Origin of the sequence: Paraburkholderia fynbosensis (assembly GCF_902859935.1) — a bacterium.
Classification (GTDB): Bacteria; Pseudomonadota; Gammaproteobacteria; order Burkholderiales; family Burkholderiaceae; genus Paraburkholderia; species Paraburkholderia fynbosensis.
Genome location: NZ_CADIKI010000006.1, coordinates 288229 through 304800, shown reverse-complemented (window position 1 = coordinate 304800; position 16572 = coordinate 288229). Strand labels below are relative to the sequence as shown.

Genomic DNA, 16572 nt, shown 5'->3' with positions numbered 1-16572 from the left:
ATACACGCTTTGCAGCGGTGTTGAAGAACCCGCCCGGCGCGGCCGCATCGCTCGCAGCCACGCTAATAAATACCGGGTAAAAATTGACGGTGTGCTGCGTTGCCAGGCGCCGCGCACCTCATACCGCTGGCGCGACGCAGGCAGTGCCGGCGGCGACAATCCGGTCCGCCGAAGCGCGCAGGAATGTCAGAAACTCTGAGGCCGGCAATGGCCGGCTCAACAGGAAGCCTTGCACCTGATCGCAGGCCAGTTCGCTGAGCGCGTGAAATTGCGACTCCGTCTCGACACCTTCCGCGACGACCTCGATCCGCAACGCGCGCGCGAGCGCCACGACAGCCGACAGCAACGCGCCGCCGCGCTCGCCGCCGGCGTCGAGCTCGCGCATGAAGGAGCCGTCGATCTTGATCTGGTCGAACCTGAAGCGCTGCAGATAGCCGAGGCTCGAATAGCCGGTGCCAAAATCGTCGACAGCGACGGTGTAGCCGTGCGACTGCAAGGTTTCGATCGTGCGACTCGCCTTCTCGACGTTCTGCATGGCCGCCGTTTCCGTGATCTCGAACATCAGGCGGCACGGATCGACGCCGGCCGCGCCAAGCAGCGCATCGATGCGCGCCACCAGGTCCGGCACGTTGAACTGCATCGGCGAGAGATTCACCGCGACGGAAATCGCAGGCAGCCCTTGCGCGTCCCATAGCACGATATTGCGGCAAACCTCACGCAGCACCCAGTCGCCAATGTCGACGATCAGGCCGGAGCGCTCCGCGAGCGGGATGAATTCGAGCGGAGCAATCTCGCCGAGTTCGGGATGGCGCCAGCGGATCAGCGCTTCGACACCGGTCACCGATTGCGATGCGACGCGGAACTTCGGCTGGAACGACACGCTGAGTTCACCGTCGCTCAACGCCCGGTGCAGGTCGCGTTGAAGGATCAGCGACTTGAGCGCAGTCTGGTTCATGTGCGGCTCGAACACGCAGAACGTGTTGCGCCCGCTTTGTTTGGCGGCGTACATCGCGGCGTCCGCGCAATGCAGCAGTTCGTCGGCATTGCCGCCGTCGCGAGGATGGAACGCGATGCCGATGCTTGCACTCACGCGCAGCGGCAAGCCGTCGACGACGATCTCCTCGCTCAACCGCCGCAGCACGCCAGCGGCGGTGGCCTCGGCGGACGACGCCTCGGCCACGATCACGAATTCGTCCCCGCCGAGCCGGGCGACCATGTCCGTCTGATGCAAGTCCTGGCGCAAACGCTCGGCACACACCTGCAACAGGTCGTCGCCGACGCCGTGGCCGAGCGAGTCGTTGATCGCCTTGAAGCCGTCGAGGTCGATGAAGAGCACGGCGAACGATGCTTCACCGCGCGCGCAGCCGGCGACCGCCCGTGCGATGCGCAGCGAAAGTTGCTGGCGGTTCGGCAAATTCGTCAGCGCGTCGTGCGTTCCGAGATAGTGCAGTTGCCGGTTCGCGCGCTTCAGCGAGACGGACAGGCTGCCCGTGTGGAAGCCGAGCAAGGCGAGCGTGCCGACCAGCACGATGAACGACGTCGCGCTGACGATCAGCGCGAGCCGGTTCGCGTCGAGCTTATCGCCGGACAGGCAAAGGCTGCCGGCGGAGAAGTTGGCCGCGCTCATGCCGAAATAGTGCATGCCGGTGATCGCGATCGCCATGGCGAAGGCCGCGCCGAGCCGCTTGACCACGCGGTTCTGCACGCCCGATGTGCGCAGCGTGAACGCGAGCCAGAGCGCGGTGATCGACGCGGCAATCGCCACGCCCACCGAAACCACAACTCGCCACGGCGTGTATTCGATGGCCGGCGACATCTGCATCGCCTGCATGCCGGTGAAGTGCATGGCGGCCACGCCGGCGCCCATGATCGTCCCGGCGGCGCACAGACGCCGCTGGGACAGCGCGCCACGGCTCGCGGTGGCCAGCGCGATCAGCGACACGCCGATTGCGAGAATCAGCGACGCGGCGGTGATGCCGAGGTCGTAGCCGATCGCCACCGGCAGCGTGAAGGCGAGCATGCCGATGAAATGCATCGACCAGATGCCTAGGCCCATCGACAATGCGCCGCCGGCAAGCCAGAGCGGCCGCCATTTCGCGCTGGCGAGCGCGTTCAGGCCGGCGGACAGCTCCACGGCCGTATAGGACGCGAGAAATGCCACTACCAGCGACAGCCAGACCAGCAGCGGGTTATAGATACCAGTCATCGGCCCTCTCTCTTGTTTCGTAGCAGCCTCTTGCGACTGCTTCTTTTTTTTGCCGCGTGCCGGATCGGCGCGGGCGGCACGCTCTCTATCGTGCTATCGACAATTCCGCGGACAACTTTATGCTTGCTACGATATGACGGACTGCATCGACATCGGCTCTGCCAATGCCGCGCAGTGTCCCGCGAATCACGGCGCCCGTGATCGCACAACGGCTGCGGGCTTTCCCCAAGGGTCGCGCAAGGAGACCGATGCATGTCCTATGCCGCAGATGTTTAGGCCGAAATCGTCGTTGCTGGATCGCACCACTGGCTGCGATGGCCCCATTCGTCGTAGATAATCCGGTGGACGTGCAGCCGGTTGGACCCACGCGAGCGGGAAGCCGAAACCGCGCCCTTTGCACGTCCCGCGCGGCAAGCGACACGATCCACAGGCGACAAGGAGACGTGATGAACCATGTTCCGCCGGTATCAGATGCTGCACCTGTACGTCGCCGCAACGCGCTCACCGCGTTGCTCCCCATTGCCGCCGCCGCCGTCCTGTGCTGCGTCACACCACCGCCTGCGCGAGCGGCGGGCGTGCTGCCGGCCGGTGGGCACTTCGCCCGCGGAACCGGATCGATCGGCGGCAGCGGCGCCACCTTGACGATCAACCAGACCTCCGGCCGCGGCGTGATCGACTGGGACAGCTTTTCGATTGGCGGCAAAAACCATGTCGTATTCGCCAACGCCGGGGGCGCCACGCTCAATCGGGTGACGGGCGGCTCGCAGTCGGCGATTCTCGGCACGCTCACCGCAAGCGGCAGCGTCTACTTGATCAATCCGCAGGGCGTCCTTGTCGGACCGAAGGGCGTGATCTCCACCAACGGACGCTTTGTCGCCTCGACGCTCGACGCGGACAGCGCCGCCTTCATGAACGGCGGACCGCTGACGTTCTCCGGACACGCCAATGCGGGCATCGTCAATCTCGGCAAGATTGCGTCCAGCGGCGGCGACGTCTTTCTCATCGCACGCAGCGAGGTGGTCAACAGCGGCACCGTCAGCGCGCCGAACGGGACGGCCGAACTGGCCGTCGCGCAGCAGGTGTTGCTGCAGGATTCTGCGTCGGGCAAGCAGGTGTTCGTGCAGGCGGGCACGGGCGGCACGCTGCAGAACAACGGCGTGATTCGGGCCGCTCAGGTCAACCTGCAAGCGATGGACGGCAACATCTACGCGCTCGCCGGCAAGCACGAAGCCATTCGTGCGACCGGCACCACCACGCGCGACGGCCACGTCTGGCTGGTCGCCGGACATGGCGAGGTACGGCCCGGCGGCTCGATCGAGGCGGCCGGCGGCACTGTCGACATGAGTGCGGACACCGTCACCTTCCCCGCTGGCGGCACCTCGGTGAAGGCCGGGCAATGGAACATGTCGACAGCGGGCTTCACGGTCGACGACAACGCGGCGCGCGCGCTTTCCACGAGCCTCGGCAGAGGTACGTCAGTCGAGTTGCAAACGACGGGCGCAAACGGCAACAGCGGCGAACTCGACGTGAATTCGGGGATCACCTGGCAGGGAGGCGCGTCGCTGACGCTCGCCGCGTATCGCACGCTGACGGTCGGCCAGGGCGCGACCATCGGCAATCGGGGCGGCGGCAACCTGACCTTGCGAGCCGATGCAGCGAGCCTCGATAACGGCGGCGCAGTCGTCAACCACGGCGTCATCGACTGGTCGCGCAGCACCGGGATCGTCGATGCGCTTTACGACATGAACGGCAGCTACAGCGCGGGTACGGTGCTTGCCAATCCGGCGTGGACCAGCGCGCCGGGCAGCGGCCAGATCACACAGATCACCGCGTACAAGCTCATCAACAACGTCACCGACCTCGAAAACATGGCGCAAGATCTCGCGGGCAACTACGCGCTTGGCAAGGACGTCGACGCGGCGGGCGTGGCGCTCACGCCGATCGGCAACCACACGACGCCGTTCACGGGCCAGTTCGACGGCATGTGGCATAGCGTGCTCAACGCCAACGTCCAGATCGCCGATTTCAGTCACGACTACTCGGCTGGGTTGTTCGGCGTGGTCGGACTGGCAGGCGTGTTGCGCGACGTGGGCGTGGAGAACGGGTCGGTCGGCACGAGCGTTCTCGGCAGCGGCATCCTGGCCGGCGTCAACCAGGGCTTGATCACAGCGGCGCACACCACGGGCGTGGCCTCGGAGCCGACCCAGGAAGGCACCGCGTTCGGCGGCCTGGTGGGGCGCAACGAGAACACTATCGAACGCTCCTGGAGCAGTGCTTTGGTATCGGGCTCTGACGCGAATGGCGGGCTCGTAGGGTACAACCTGGGCTCCATCACGCAGTCGTATGCGACGGGCAGCGTCAGTCCGACCTATTCGACGGGCTTCGGCGGCGGGCTGGCTGGCATCAACGATGGGTCGATCAGCCAGTCGTTCGCCACCGGCGCGGTTCAGACACGCCTGATGCCGACGCACGGCGTGATCGGGTTCGGCTCCGGCACGCTCGCGCCGGACGTGTACTGGAACAAGGAAACGACGGGCCAGGCTCTGAGCGGCGGAACACTGCCGCCGTCGAACGGGCTCACCACCGCGCAGATGAGCACCCCCGCCAGCTTCGCCGGTTACGACATGGGCCCGAACGGCGTATGGGCGATGCCAACCGGTGCGACCCACCCCGTGCTGCGCTGGCAGCTTGCGCACTAGCCGGCTCGGATCGTCCGGCGCCGAACCGGCGCGCGTATCGCGACGCGCGCTCGGGCCGCTGCATCTCACGCTGATCGCGCTAGGCGTCGCGGCTGCTGTTCGGTGTTCGCCGGCGTCGGCGCAGGCGTGGCGGGATGTCGCGCCGCAGCCGGCCCCGCCGACGCCGCGCAGCGCGCCGCCCCAGCAGACTCCGGAAGCCGGCGCGCAGTCCGCGCAGATCGCCGTGGGAAGGCTCGAAGGACTGGTCTTCGAGCCCGCTGGAACCAATGTGGCAGCGCAGTCGCCGGCGCCTTCGCCTGCGCCGCAGCGCATCGCAGCCATCGATCTGCCGGTGCTCGACGCCTCGTTTCTCGACACTTTCGACGCGGACCTCGACAGGCCGCTGAGCTTCGCACGTCTTGCCGAGATCCGCCGCGCGGTTGTCGAGCACTATCGCGCGGCGGGCAAGCCGCTGGTGGACGTCTACGTGCCCGAGCAGGACGTGAGCTCGGGCATCGTGCATATCGCGGTCGCCGAATTCCGGCTGGGCCAGGTTCGCGCTCGCGGCAACCGCTACTTTTCCGATGCGCTGCTCGAGCGCGAAATGCCGCTCGAACCCGGCGGGCCGATCCTGCAATCGGCGGTGTCGGCGGGGCTTGCCGTGCTCAACGCGAACCCGTACCGGCGCGTGGACGCGGTCTTCACGCCCGGCGATGCGGCGAACTCGACCGACGTCATCCTGGAGACCGAAGACCGCCTGCCGTTGCGCGTGAACGCGGGTTACGACAACGCCGGCGTGCCCGACCTCGGCCGCGATCGCTTCTTCGCGGGCTTCGGCTACGGGAACCTGTTCGGACTCGATCAGCAGATCGCGTATCAATTCACCGCCAGCAACGATTTCTTCAGCGGCAATCCGGATATCGAAGGGCGCCCGAACCGCGCGCGCTTCATGGCGCATGCGCTGAACTACGTCGCACCACTGCCGTGGGGCGACAGCATCGAACTGTTCGGGGTCTACGCGCAAAGCACGCCGCGATTGCCCGACAGTTATGGGCAGACCGGCATCTCCGCGCAGATGAGCGCGCGCTACGATTGGCGTTTGCCCGGCACGATCGATATGGCGCAGCAGATCCAGTTCGGCTACGACTTCAAGCGCAGCAACAACGATCTGGAATTCGGCGGCTTTCAGGTGTTCAACTCGAACACCCACATCCATCAGTTCCTGTTGACTTACGACATCAGCAAGCCGACTGACGCGGGAAGCGCGCACGCATCCGCGACACTCGTCGGCAGTCCGGGCGCACTGGCAAGCGAGAACGACGACGCCGCGTTCAATGCCGCGCGGCAAGGCGCAACCGCGCGCTACATGTATCTGCAACTGGCGGCGCTGCGCAACTTCGCGCTCGGCGCCGGCTTCACGCTGAGCGCAAGCGGCGCGTTCCAGTGGACGCCGAACACCCTGTTGCCCAGCGAGGAAATGGGCCTCGGCGGCGAGTCCAGCGTGCGCGGGTACACGCCGTACGTCGCGCTCGGCGATCGCGGCTGGAACGTACAGACCGAATTGCGCGCGCCCGGACTGCCGTTCGGCACGAGCAGCGCGATCGTTCAGGCTTTCGTCTTTTTCGATGCCGGGCACGTCTGGAATCGCATCGATCAGCCTGCGGAAACCAGTAGCGGCACGCTCTCCAGCGTCGGCGCGGGCGTGCGCTTCCAGTGGTCGCGGTTCGTCGACTTTCGCTGCACGTACGGTGTGCCGCTGCGCGCGCCGACGCCGGGTGGATCGAAAGCGCCCATGGTGCTGCTGTATGTTTCGATCGGCAGCTGATTTGCGAGGCGGCGGCCCGCGTGCGCGCGATTCGCCCATACGTTGCAGCTTTCGCCGACTCGCGGCACAGACGCAAATATCCTACAAAAAGGTGCGAATCCACGAGATTTTCGCCGCCGACGTCGCGGCCGTTGCGACGGCGCCTGCTATTCTGAATGCTCTGCACGCCGCGATTCGCGCGGCCCCGGTCGGCTTAGCGGGTCGTGGCGACTGTTCCGCCCTCGCGCGGAAGGAGGACCTGTGAGACCTCCGTTTGCCATTCGGCCGATGCGGCGCATCGCGCTTCTCATCAGTATCCCGCTCGCCGGATTTTCCTGCCGAAAGGCGGCCGTTTTGTCGCTGGAGCCGGGATGTTGACACGCAACGGCACCGCATTGCTCGTCGCGCAACCCGGCTCGACTCGCGGGGTGATCGACTGGAACAGCTTCTCGATCGGCAAGCGCAACTCCGTCATGTTCGACAACGGCTCCGGCGCGACGCTCAATCGCGTGACGGCCGGCTCGCCTTCGGCGATTCTCGGCAGCCTGAATGCGACAGGCAGCGTGTATCTGATCAATTCGCAAGGGATCGTCGTGGGACCGTCGGGCGTCGTCAGCACGGGCGGCCGGTTCGTCGCGACCACGCTCGATCTGCGCAACGACGCTTTCGCGAATGGCGATGATGCATTGACGCTGTCGGGCAAGTCGAATGCGAGCGTGATCAACCTGGGCAGAATCAGCTCCAGCGGCGGCGATGTGTTCCTGATCGCGCGACATCGTCCCTTCCTTGCGCGCCTTCAGCATTTCGTAAAGCGAGGCGATCAGTTCGAGATATTTTTCGCCCATGAGTTCGTCCACGATGACCGACGCGCTCGCCGCAGATGAACAGCGCGCCCGCCCGCTTCACGCATCGATTCGCGCTTCTCTCAACGTAACGAAGCGCAACTGTTTTTGCCGCGCCGCATCGATCACCCTGGGAAGCACCGCAAGAATCAGCGGCGTGCCTTCGCTCGTGAGTGCGGCATTGCCGTCGTGCAGCAGCAGAATGTCGCGCGCCGCGAGACCGTTGAGCAGCCGTCGCGCGACCACGCCGGGATCGCGCTCGCGTGTATCGTAGCCGCGCCGCGTCCATGCCGCCAGCCGCAAATCGAGCTGGCGCAGCACGGGTTCGAGAAAGATGTTGCGCAAGCCCGCCGGGGCGCGGAAAAACATCGGCCGCTCGCCGCACACCGCTTCGAGCGTGCGTTGCGCGGCGTCGATCTCACGCGTGAGCGCGCCTGGCAACGTCACGGAAAAGGTGTGCACGTGTACCTGCGAATGATTTTCGAGCGCATGGCCTCGCGCGACGATCTCGCGGGCGAGCGCCGGATAGCGCTGCACGTTCGCGCCGATGCAGAAGAACGTGGCGCGCACGCCGAACGTGTCGAGCAGATCGAGCACTTGCGGGGTGACGACGGGATCGGGGCCGTCGTCGATGGTCAGGGCGATGGCGTCCGCGTTGCGCGCGCCGGCTGGCAGGCGCGTCCAGTTCGGACCCAGCAGCGAAGTGCGCGGCAGCAGGCCGGTCACCGTGAAAATGGCGTGGTTCACGACGATCGCGGCGAGCCACCAGAGCCACGCGGCGGGCGCCAGCAGCCAGCCGGCCAGCACGATGACGTGCCATGCGGCGGTCGCGGCAAGCATCGCGGGATAGCCGGTTAGCGGCCAGCGGCGCGGCGGCGCGGGCGCGGGCTCGCCGCCGTGCGACGTCGTGGAGAATTCGTTCATCAAAGCGTGCTTCCTGTCTGCCTTCTTCCGTCCGCGAAGGCCATGAAATCCTGCGCATCACGCGTAGCCGCGAAAGATACCATTGATGCGCGTCGCGGCGCGCGGGTGTCAGGAATGGTTGCAAATGAAAGCACGATGAAAGACGAGGCGGCGCAGTGGGGGGTGTTTGTGATCGGCAATCCGCTGCTGTATCGTGCCGGGGCAGGAGCGCTTGCGTGTTCGCCGTGAGCGCGCGCGGTTGTGAGCATCGAGGTCGACAGGAGACGCACAGTGACGGAAACAGAAGTCAGAAAGATCGCGCTGGTAACTGGCGCAGGCAGCGGCATCGGACGCGCATGTGCGCTCAGGCTGCTCGAACACGGTTATAACGTCGTGCTGGCCGGGCGCCGCCACGCGGCGCTCGATGCGGTGGCGCAGGAAGCACAGCACCTGAACGGCGAAGCGCTCGCCGTCGCCTGCGACGTGACGGATGCCGCCAGCGTCGCGGCGCTGTTCGATCAGATCCGGGAGCGTTTCGGCCGGCTCGACGTGCTGTTCAACAACGCGGGACGCAACGGCTCGCCCGTTGATATCGATCAACTCGATATCGACGAATGGCGCTCCATTGTCGACACCAATCTCACCGGCGTGTTCCTCTGCACGCGGGCCGCCTTCGGCCTGATGAAAACGCAGAGCCCGCGTGGCGGCCGCATCATCAACAATGGCTCGATTTCCGCGCATGCGCCGCGGCCGAACAGCGTGGGCTATACGGCCACCAAACACGCGATCACCGGCCTCACGAAAGCCGTGTCGCTCGATGGCCGTCAGTACGACATCGTGTGCGGGCAGATCGACATCGGCAATGCGGAAACCGAAATGGCCGCGCGGATGGCGCGCGGCGTGCGGCAAGCCAACGGTGAGATCGCCGTCGAGCCGCTGATGGACGTGCGGCACGTCGCCGACGCGGTGCTGCACATGGCCGAGTTGCCGTTGTCGGCGAACGTGCAGTTCATGACCATCATGGCGAGCAAGATGCCGTTCGTCGGCCGGGGCTGAGCGTGCGCGCGCGGCGACAGCGCGCTATGCGGGATCGACTTATACTGGGCGCTTCCTGTCTTTCACGGAACGCGATTCGCCGTGCCCCGAGCCACACCCAGCGACGACCCGCAGCCGTTGCCGCCTGAGCAGCCCGACCTCGACGACTGTTGTCATAGCGGCTGCAGTCCCTGTATTTTCGATCTCTACGACGAAGCGCTCGCGCGCTATCGGATCGCGCTCGCCGAGTGGCAGGCGCGGCATGCGACACCGACGCGGCAAACCAGGCCGCGCCCGCCTCGTTGAGCGGCATGCGAGGTTTCACATCCAGGCCGCACTCTTTCCCGTGCTCCGTCATGACCGATCTTCAGCCCGCGCCTCTCGAACGCTTGCCTGACTCGCACACGCTCGACGACCTGCATCGCTTCATGCAGCGTTATCCGCGCCTGTTCGTGCTGACCGGCGCGGGCATCAGCACCGACTCGGGCATCCCCGGCTATCGCGACGACAACGGCGAGTGGAAGCGCTCGCCGCCGATCACGCTGCAGGAGTTCCTCGGCACGCTCGCGATGCGTCAGCGCTACTGGGCGCGCAGCATGGTCGGTTGGCCGGTGGTCGCGCGGGCGCAGCCGAACGCCGCGCATACCGCGCTGGCCCGGCTCGAAGCGGCGGGCCGCGTGCCGACGCTGGTGACGCAGAATGTCGACGGCCTGCATCAGCGCGCGGGCAGCAGCGCGGTGATCGAACTGCATGGCGGCATCGACGGCGTGACGTGTCTGGATTGCGGGACGCAGCATGCGCGCGCGTCGATCCAAGAGACGCTGGAAGCGAACAATCCCGCGCTGCTGGACGTGACCGCCGAAACCGCCGCCGATGGCGACGCGCATCTCGAATGGCACGATCTCGGCGGCTTCCGCATTCCGGCGTGCCCGAACTGTGGTGGTCTGCTGAAGCCGGCCGTGGTGTTCTTCGGCGAAAGCGTGCCGAAGGAGCGCGTCGAAGCGGCCTCGCATGCGCTCGATGCGGCGGACGCGGTGCTGGTGGCCGGCTCGTCGCTGATGGTGTATTCCGGTTATCGCTTCTGCGTGTGGGCGCAAAGGCAGGGCAAGCCGATCGCCGCGATCAATCTGGGGCGCACGCGCGCCGATCCGTTGCTGTCGTTGAAGCTCGCCGCGCCTTGCGGGGATACGCTGAGCGCGCTGGCCGGCCGGCTGGCGCTGGATTGAGCCGGGGGGGCGTTCGAAGATCGGCAGCGCGCAGCGTGATTCGCGCATGGGATGCCCCCACAAGCCGCTTCGCTTCTGCCGCCCGCGTGTTGCTCGAATGACAAACGCAACTCGAAAGGAAACGCCGATGTTGACCACGATCGAACAGCTCGAAGCGCTCTACGGCCAGCCGCACGAGCGCGCGCTGCGCAAGGAGATCGCGTACGTCAATGAAGACTATCGCGCGTTCATCGAAGTCGCGCCGTTCGCCGTGCTGGCCACGGCCGGCCCGAACGGCCTCGACTGTTCGCCGCGCGGCGACGCGCCGGGCTTCGTGCGGATCGTCGACGAACGCACGCTCGCGTTGCCGGATCGCATCGGCAACAATCGCCTCGACAGTCTGCGCAATATCATCGTCGAGCCGCGGCTGGCGTTGCTGTTCATCGTTCCCGGCGTCGGCGAAAGTTTGCGCGTGAATGGCCGCGGACGGATTACCAGCGACCCCGAATGGCTGGACAGTTTCGCCGTCGAAGGTAAACTGCCGCGCACCGTGCTGCTGATCGACGTCGACTCGGTATATTTTCACTGCTCGAAGGCGCTCGCGCGTTCGAAACTGTGGGACCCGGCGCGGCACGTCGAACGCTCGCAGCTGCCGAGCGCGGGCGAGATTCATCGGCGCCTGAACGGCGCCGGCTTCGACGCCGCCACCTACGACCGCGAGCTCGCAGAACGCGTGCGCACGACCCTCTATTGACACACAAGCCACCCATGACTGATTCCCACCCGGCGCTGCGGCAACGTTCGCCTTCCGCGGAGCGCAATCGCGAACCGATCCTCGCCGTGCTGCGCGACGCGCTGCCCGCCACCGGCCGCGTGCTTGAAATCGCGAGTGGCACGGGCCAGCACGCGATGTGCTTCGCGGGCGCACTACCCGGGCTGGACTGGCAGCCGAGCGACGCCGACGCCGGCGCGCGCGCGTCGATTGCCGCTTGGATCGCGCACGAGGGTCTGCGCAACGTGCGCGCGCCGCTCGCTCTGGACGTGCACCAGCCGGACTGGGGCGTGGATGCTGCGCTCGACGCGGTGGTCTGCATCAACATGATTCACATCTCGCCGTGGAGCGCGGCGGAGGCGTTGTTCGCGGGCGCGAGCCGTCGTCTCGTCGATGGCGGTGTACTGTATCTGTATGGTCCGTACAAACGCGGGGGTGCGCATACGGCGCCGAGCAACGAAGCGTTCGATCAGCAATTGCGCAGCCGCGACCCCGAGTGGGGCGTGCGCGACATGGAAACGGTGATCGCGCTCGGTGCGTCGGTGGGGCTCGTGTGCGACGAGCCGATCGCGATGCCCGCCAATAATTTCAGCCTGGTGTTCAGGAAACGCCCGGGCGCGGCGCAGGTCTGACGAACGTCGGATTCGGCCGCGGCGCGACTCGGGCACACGGTTGTTTCGCGGGCGAAAACCGGCCTGCTTCATCAGTCACCGCGACGTGGCGGCGCGCATCGAGGCGTCATGAAGGCTGCCACGAAGCGAATCATGAAGCGGCGTCGGGCCGGCCGCATGCAGTGGAAAACACCGCCTGTTGCCCGCCAACGAGCGGCAAGTGCGCATTTCTTTTATCCTTTCACCCTCGACGCCGCGCCGACCTTCCTTCCGGCGCGGCGTCACGACATTTTTGGACTCTGGAGAATTCACATGGGCAAACAGGCAATCGGCGTGGTGGGGCTGGCGGTCATGGGCCGCAATCTGGCGCTCAACATCGAGAGCCGCGGCCACGCGGTGTCGGTGTACAACCGTAGCCGCGAGAAAACCGACGAACTCATCGCCGAATATCCGGACAAGAAGCTGGTGCCGGCCTTCACGCTGGAAGACTTCGTGGAGTCGCTGGAAAAGCCGCGCCGTATTCTGCTGATGGTCAAGGCTGGCGAGGGCACCGACGCCACCATTGCCTCGCTCAAGCCGCTGCTCGACAAGGGCGACATTCTGATCGACGGCGGCAACACGCATTTCACCGACACCATCCGCCGCAATCAGGAACTCGCGAAAGCCGGTCTGCATTTCATCGGCACCGGCGTGTCCGGCGGTGAGGAAGGCGCGCTCAAAGGCCCGTCGATCATGCCGGGCGGCCAGCGCGAAGCGTACGACCTGGTCGCCCCGATCCTCACCGAGATCGCCGCGAAGGCGCCGGATGGCGAGCCGTGCGTCGCGTACATGGGTCCGGACGGCGCGGGCCACTTCGTGAAGATGGTGCACAACGGTATCGAATACGGCGACATGCAGCTGATTGCCGAAAGCTATGCGGTGCTCAAGCAGGTCGTCGGCTTGTCGAACGAAGAGCTGGGCAAGGTCTACACCGAGTGGAATCAGGGCGAGCTCGACAGCTATCTGATCGAAATCACCTCGAAGATCTTTAGCAAGAAGGACGAGGAAACCGGCAAGGATCTGGTCGACGTGATTCTCGACCGCGCCGCTCAAAAGGGCACCGGCAAGTGGACCAGCCAGAACGCGCTCGACCTCGGCGCGCCGCTGCCGCTGATCACCGAAGCCGTGTTCGCGCGCGTGCTGTCGTCGCTGAAGGATCAGCGCGTGGCCGCGAGCAAGGTGCTGGAGGGGCCGCAGGCGAAGCCGCTCGAAGGTGGCAAGCGTGACGAGTTCATCGAAGCGGTGCGCCGGGCGCTGTACTTGAGCAAGGTGATTTCGTACGCGCAAGGCTTCGCGCAACTGCGCGCGGCATCGGAAGAGTACAAGTGGGACCTCGATTTCGGCACGATCGCGAAGATTTTCCGCGCCGGCTGCATCATCCGCGCCCGTTTCCTGCAGAAGATCACGGACGCCTATTCGAAGGACAAAGCGATCGCGAATCTGCTGCTCGATCCGTACTTCCGCGACATCGCGAAGAACTATCAGTCGGCGTTGCGCGAGGTCGTGGTGGCCGCGATCAATGCGGGTGTGCCGGTGCCGGCTTTCGCGTCGGCGGTGGCGTACTTCGACGCCTATCGCTCAGAACGCCTGCCGGCGAACCTCGTGCAGGCGCAGCGCGACTTCTTCGGCGCGCATACGTTCGAGCGCACCGACAAGCCGGGCAGCTTCCACGCGAACTGGAGCTGACGTTCGAATCGCGACCTGCCGCCGTCGTCGCGGCGGCGGGTCGCGTCGTTGTTCAAATTCCGACACCATTATATTGTTGCCGGAATCCGCTGAACGATTTCGCATGATGGTCATTCGTTTCAACACTATTGCAAAAGCGACAACAGAGTTTCGTTGCGTTAGGTATTTACCCTAGGTATCAACCCTCTTAAACTTGTACTCAAGCGCTGCAGGAGAACAACCCCAAAGCGCACTACACAACAAGTTATGGAGGTTTAATCATGAAGACCCTGATCTCTGCAGTTGTCGTCGCCGCCGCTCTGGTTGCTCCTGTCGCATCGTTTGCCCAATCGAATCAGCCGGTGACCCGCGCTCAGGTTCGCGCTGAACTGGTGCAACTCGAAAAGGCCGGCTACAACCCGGCGAACGACAACTTCGCTTACCCGGCGAGCATCCAGGCTGCGCAAGCGCGCGTCGATGCACAAAACGGTACGGCTCAAGCTGCGAACAGCGGCTACGGCGCGCCGATGGCTGGCACTTCGCAAGCCGGCCGTCCGGTGAGCAACACCGACCGTCACTCGGTCTACTTCGGCAACTAAGTTGCGCCGAAGCTGATGAAGGCGCCGCCCGATCGATAAGGCGGCGAGCAATAAAAAACGCCATCCGGTTTGCTGGATGGCGTTTTGTCGTTTACGGCGCTGGGTCAGACTCGGTCGAGGCTCTCAACGCGGCTGTCGGCGATTGGGTCAAGGCGTAACCCGCGGCCAGACAAAGCCATTGCTCCGACCCGCGCGTGTTGCCACCTATGCGTGCCCACAGCGCTCCTACCGTGGCACTAGCGAAGCGAGCGACAGCGCGGGACCTGTAGGCACTGCGTAACCCCTGCTAATGCAACGAACGATGACGGCGGCCTATTTGATCGAAGAGCGCGCGGCTGGGTTCGAGGGCGAGCAGCCAGGATTCGTCGTAGCCGCTCAGGTTGTCCAGCGCCTCGCGCAGCCGCTCGATCGCCAACGCCGGAATCTCGACGCTGGCTTCGACCCCGCTCGACAGCCCCGCGATGCTGGCCAATTGCACCAGGGCGTCGGCGGCTTCGGCCACGTCGGCGGCGAAAACGAGGTGCGTGTTCAGCAACTCGACCAGACCGGGCGACGCAGCAACGTCGTCGACGTTGAGTTGCACAGCCAGAAAGGTGGCTTTGTTCATGCTCCGCTCCTCGCAGGGTCCAGACGTAGACGTAGGGTGTGTTTCGCGCAGCTTGAGGGAGTATAGGCGAGGCCTGAGAGGTTTCAATAATCACACGAATCGGCCAGGTGAGCTGGTGGCGGAAGGCGCCGGTGCTGTCCGACCCGCTCTCCGACCTATAATGGGGCCAGTCGAAAGCCTGCTGCGCCAGCCTGCGCGGCCGCGGTATGCGCGCCAGGAAAGCGCCCGGCGGCGTCCGTTTTCTCTCAACTGCCCTTTGACCATGAAGATCATCCGCAGCAAGAGCTTTACCGCGACGCGTCCTTGGGGCGCGCTCGACATCGCCAGCATGAACGGCATCACCACGCGCCTGCATTGGACCGATCAGCCGTACAAGTGGCACGTCAACGATGGCGAGGAAGTGTTCGCCGTGCTCGATGGCCGCGTCGAGATGCGCTATCGCGAGGACGGCGTCGAGCGCTCGGCGGTGCTGGAAACCGGCGATGTGTTCTACGCGTCGGTGGGCACCGAGCACGTGGCTCATCCGATCGGCGCGGCGCGCATCCTGGTGGTCGAAGCGCAAGGCAGCGTCTGAACGAACTTCCGCAGGTTGAGGCCATGCCCACACCGTCGCCCGTCGGCACGGCGGCATAATGGAGAGTCATTGCCGCGCCGGTGCCGGACGCGGCGGCACGATAAATGCTAGGGCATCGGTTGAATCCGATTGAAACAGGTGTCGAGGAAAATCACATGACAAGACAATGGCAATTGGCGGGGACGCGCTGGCTGACAGTGGCCGCGCTCGGCGTGATGTTCAGCGGCTGTACGTCCATGCCCTGGGAGAGCACACCGTTCTACAGCAGCGCGCCGTCCAGCCCGACCACCCTCGGCACGGTGCCGGTTCCCGCCGGTTTCTACCGGGTCAATGCGGGCGATACGATCGGCGGCATCGCGTCGGCGTATGGCCGCAAGCCGCAGGAGATCGCCGCATGGAACGGTCTCGCGGTCAACTCGCCGGTCACGCCGGGTCAGGTGTTGCGTGTGTCTCCGCCGATGGCCTCCGGCAGCGTCGTTACGCCGCCGGTCGGCGTTGCCCCGGTCGCGCCGGGTGCTGCGCCCGCTGCGCCCACCGCCTCCGCCGGCCCGCAGCAGGGCGTGTTGCAGTGGCCGCTACGCGGGCCGATCCTGAAGGCCTTCGCGCAGGGCAAGTCGAACGGCATCGTGATCGGTGGGCGCCCCGGCGATCCGGTCAAAGCTGCTGCAACCGGCCGTGTGGTCTACGCAGGCTCCGGTATTGAGGCGTATGGTCCGCTCATCATCATCAAGCATGACGACTCGCTGATCACCGCATACGGTCAGAACAGCACGCTGCTCGTCAAGGAAGGTGATGCGGTCGCACAAGGGCAGACCATCGGCGAGGTGGGGATGGACAGCCGCGGCGTCGCGTCGATCCAGTTCGAAGTCCGCTACAACGGGCAGCCCGTCGATCCGCTCAGCTGGCTGCCGAAATCAGGTGGGTGAGCTGTCGCAGCCCGGCTTGGGCGTGGCGCGCTCTGGCACTGCGTCGATGAACGCATAGGCGTGACGCGCAAGCGAGTTGGAAGCATTGCGTGCGGCTACCGGAGCC

General features: G+C 65.5%; 15 protein-coding genes and 1 pseudogene. 13 read left to right on the top strand and 3 right to left on the bottom strand.

Annotated elements, in window-relative coordinates; all coding sequences use genetic code 11:
* Positions 1–118 precede the first annotated feature (118 nt).
* Positions 119–2206 carry a putative bifunctional diguanylate cyclase/phosphodiesterase gene (locus tag HV770_RS12745; protein ID WP_175160036.1) on the bottom strand — a complete coding sequence of 696 codons (2088 nt, stop codon included), beginning with the start codon at positions 2204–2206 and terminating at the stop codon, positions 119–121.
* A gap of 446 nt (positions 2207–2652) precedes the next feature.
* On the opposite strand from HV770_RS12745, the gene HV770_RS12740 reads away from it, so the two are divergent.
* The 3 genes and pseudogenes from HV770_RS12740 to HV770_RS12730 all read left to right on the top strand — a co-directional run.
* Positions 2653–4905, top strand: coding sequence for a two-partner secretion domain-containing protein (locus tag HV770_RS12740; RefSeq protein ID WP_175160034.1), 2253 nt, complete (start codon positions 2653–2655; stop codon positions 4903–4905).
* A gap of 70 nt (positions 4906–4975) precedes the next feature.
* Positions 4976–6709 (top strand): ShlB/FhaC/HecB family hemolysin secretion/activation protein, encoded by a 1734-nt coding sequence (locus HV770_RS12735; protein ID WP_175160181.1) that lies wholly within the window; start codon positions 4976–4978, stop codon positions 6707–6709.
* Positions 6710–6976: 267 nt separating this feature from the next.
* A pseudogene (locus tag HV770_RS12730) lies at positions 6977–7461 on the top strand (two-partner secretion domain-containing protein); the annotation flags it as partial.
* Positions 7462–7590: 129 nt separating this feature from the next.
* Here the strand turns inward: HV770_RS12730 and HV770_RS12725 are convergent.
* Positions 7591–8454, bottom strand: coding sequence for a polysaccharide deacetylase family protein (locus HV770_RS12725; protein ID WP_175160032.1), 864 nt, complete (start codon positions 8452–8454; stop codon positions 7591–7593).
* A 42-nt stretch (positions 8455–8496) separates the two neighbouring features.
* Between HV770_RS12725 and HV770_RS12720 the strand changes: the two genes are divergently transcribed.
* The 8 genes from HV770_RS12720 to HV770_RS12685 all read left to right on the top strand — a co-directional run bounded on the left by HV770_RS12720 (position 8497) and on the right by HV770_RS12685 (position 14359).
* Positions 8497–8682, top strand: coding sequence for a hypothetical protein (locus HV770_RS12720; protein WP_175160031.1), 186 nt, complete (start codon positions 8497–8499; stop codon positions 8680–8682).
* A 42-nt stretch (positions 8683–8724) separates the two neighbouring features.
* Positions 8725–9489, top strand: coding sequence for an SDR family oxidoreductase (locus tag HV770_RS12715; protein WP_175160030.1), 765 nt, complete (start codon positions 8725–8727; stop codon positions 9487–9489).
* Positions 9490–9570: 81 nt separating this feature from the next.
* Entirely contained in the window at positions 9571–9774 is a 204-nt protein-coding gene (locus HV770_RS12710) for an oxidoreductase-like domain-containing protein (RefSeq protein WP_175160029.1), read from the top strand.
* Between the two features lie 50 nt (positions 9775–9824).
* A complete protein-coding gene (locus HV770_RS12705) occupies positions 9825–10694 on the top strand; it encodes an NAD-dependent protein deacetylase (RefSeq protein WP_175160028.1) in 870 nt (289 codons plus the stop codon).
* A gap of 127 nt (positions 10695–10821) precedes the next feature.
* Positions 10822–11427: a pyridoxamine 5'-phosphate oxidase family protein gene (locus HV770_RS12700; protein ID WP_175160027.1), complete on the top strand. Its 606-nt coding sequence runs from the start codon at positions 10822–10824 to the stop codon at positions 11425–11427.
* Between the two features lie 14 nt (positions 11428–11441).
* Positions 11442–12077, top strand: a complete 636-nt coding sequence (locus tag HV770_RS12695) for a DUF938 domain-containing protein (RefSeq protein ID WP_175160026.1) — start codon at positions 11442–11444, stop codon at positions 12075–12077.
* Positions 12078–12368: 291 nt separating this feature from the next.
* Complete coding sequence (gene gndA, locus HV770_RS12690; RefSeq protein ID WP_175160024.1) at positions 12369–13781, top strand: NADP-dependent phosphogluconate dehydrogenase; 1413 nt, start codon at positions 12369–12371, stop codon at positions 13779–13781.
* 260 nt (positions 13782–14041) lie between these two features.
* Positions 14042–14359: a DUF4148 domain-containing protein gene (locus tag HV770_RS12685; RefSeq protein ID WP_175160023.1), complete on the top strand. Its 318-nt coding sequence runs from the start codon at positions 14042–14044 to the stop codon at positions 14357–14359.
* 286 nt (positions 14360–14645) lie between these two features.
* On the opposite strand, the gene HV770_RS12680 is transcribed toward HV770_RS12685, so the two are convergent.
* On the bottom strand, positions 14646–14966 hold the full coding sequence (locus tag HV770_RS12680) for a hypothetical protein (RefSeq protein WP_175160021.1): 321 nt from the start codon (positions 14964–14966) through the stop codon (positions 14646–14648).
* A gap of 262 nt (positions 14967–15228) precedes the next feature.
* On the opposite strand from HV770_RS12680, the gene HV770_RS12675 reads away from it, so the two are divergent.
* On the top strand, positions 15229–15540 hold the full coding sequence (locus HV770_RS12675) for a cupin domain-containing protein (protein WP_168662846.1): 312 nt from the start codon (positions 15229–15231) through the stop codon (positions 15538–15540).
* A gap of 155 nt (positions 15541–15695) precedes the next feature.
* Positions 15696–16466, top strand: coding sequence for a peptidoglycan DD-metalloendopeptidase family protein (locus HV770_RS12670; protein WP_175160019.1), 771 nt, complete (start codon positions 15696–15698; stop codon positions 16464–16466).
* Positions 16467–16572 lie beyond the last annotated feature (106 nt).

What these genes read in the sequence shown, in the direction of transcription:
- HV770_RS12745 (WP_175160036.1), bottom strand. Translation starts at nt 2,206, where the DNA reads ATGACTGGTATCTATAACCCGCTGCTGGTCTGGCTGTCGCTGGTAGTG.
- HV770_RS12740 (WP_175160034.1), top strand. Translation starts at nt 2,653, where the DNA reads ATGAACCATGTTCCGCCGGTATCAGATGCTGCACCTGTACGTCGCCGC.
- HV770_RS12725 (WP_175160032.1), bottom strand. Translation starts at nt 8,454, where the DNA reads ATGAACGAATTCTCCACGACGTCGCACGGCGGCGAGCCCGCGCCCGCG.
- HV770_RS12720 (WP_175160031.1), top strand. Translation starts at nt 8,497, where the DNA reads ATGAAATCCTGCGCATCACGCGTAGCCGCGAAAGATACCATTGATGCG.
- HV770_RS12705 (WP_175160028.1), top strand. Translation starts at nt 9,825, where the DNA reads ATGACCGATCTTCAGCCCGCGCCTCTCGAACGCTTGCCTGACTCGCAC.
- HV770_RS12700 (WP_175160027.1), top strand. Translation starts at nt 10,822, where the DNA reads ATGTTGACCACGATCGAACAGCTCGAAGCGCTCTACGGCCAGCCGCAC.
- HV770_RS12695 (WP_175160026.1), top strand. Translation starts at nt 11,442, where the DNA reads ATGACTGATTCCCACCCGGCGCTGCGGCAACGTTCGCCTTCCGCGGAG.
- gndA (WP_175160024.1), top strand. Translation starts at nt 12,369, where the DNA reads ATGGGCAAACAGGCAATCGGCGTGGTGGGGCTGGCGGTCATGGGCCGC.
- HV770_RS12685 (WP_175160023.1), top strand. Translation starts at nt 14,042, where the DNA reads ATGAAGACCCTGATCTCTGCAGTTGTCGTCGCCGCCGCTCTGGTTGCT.
- HV770_RS12680 (WP_175160021.1), bottom strand. Translation starts at nt 14,966, where the DNA reads ATGAACAAAGCCACCTTTCTGGCTGTGCAACTCAACGTCGACGACGTT.
- HV770_RS12675 (WP_168662846.1), top strand. Translation starts at nt 15,229, where the DNA reads ATGAAGATCATCCGCAGCAAGAGCTTTACCGCGACGCGTCCTTGGGGC.
- HV770_RS12670 (WP_175160019.1), top strand. Translation starts at nt 15,696, where the DNA reads ATGACAAGACAATGGCAATTGGCGGGGACGCGCTGGCTGACAGTGGCC.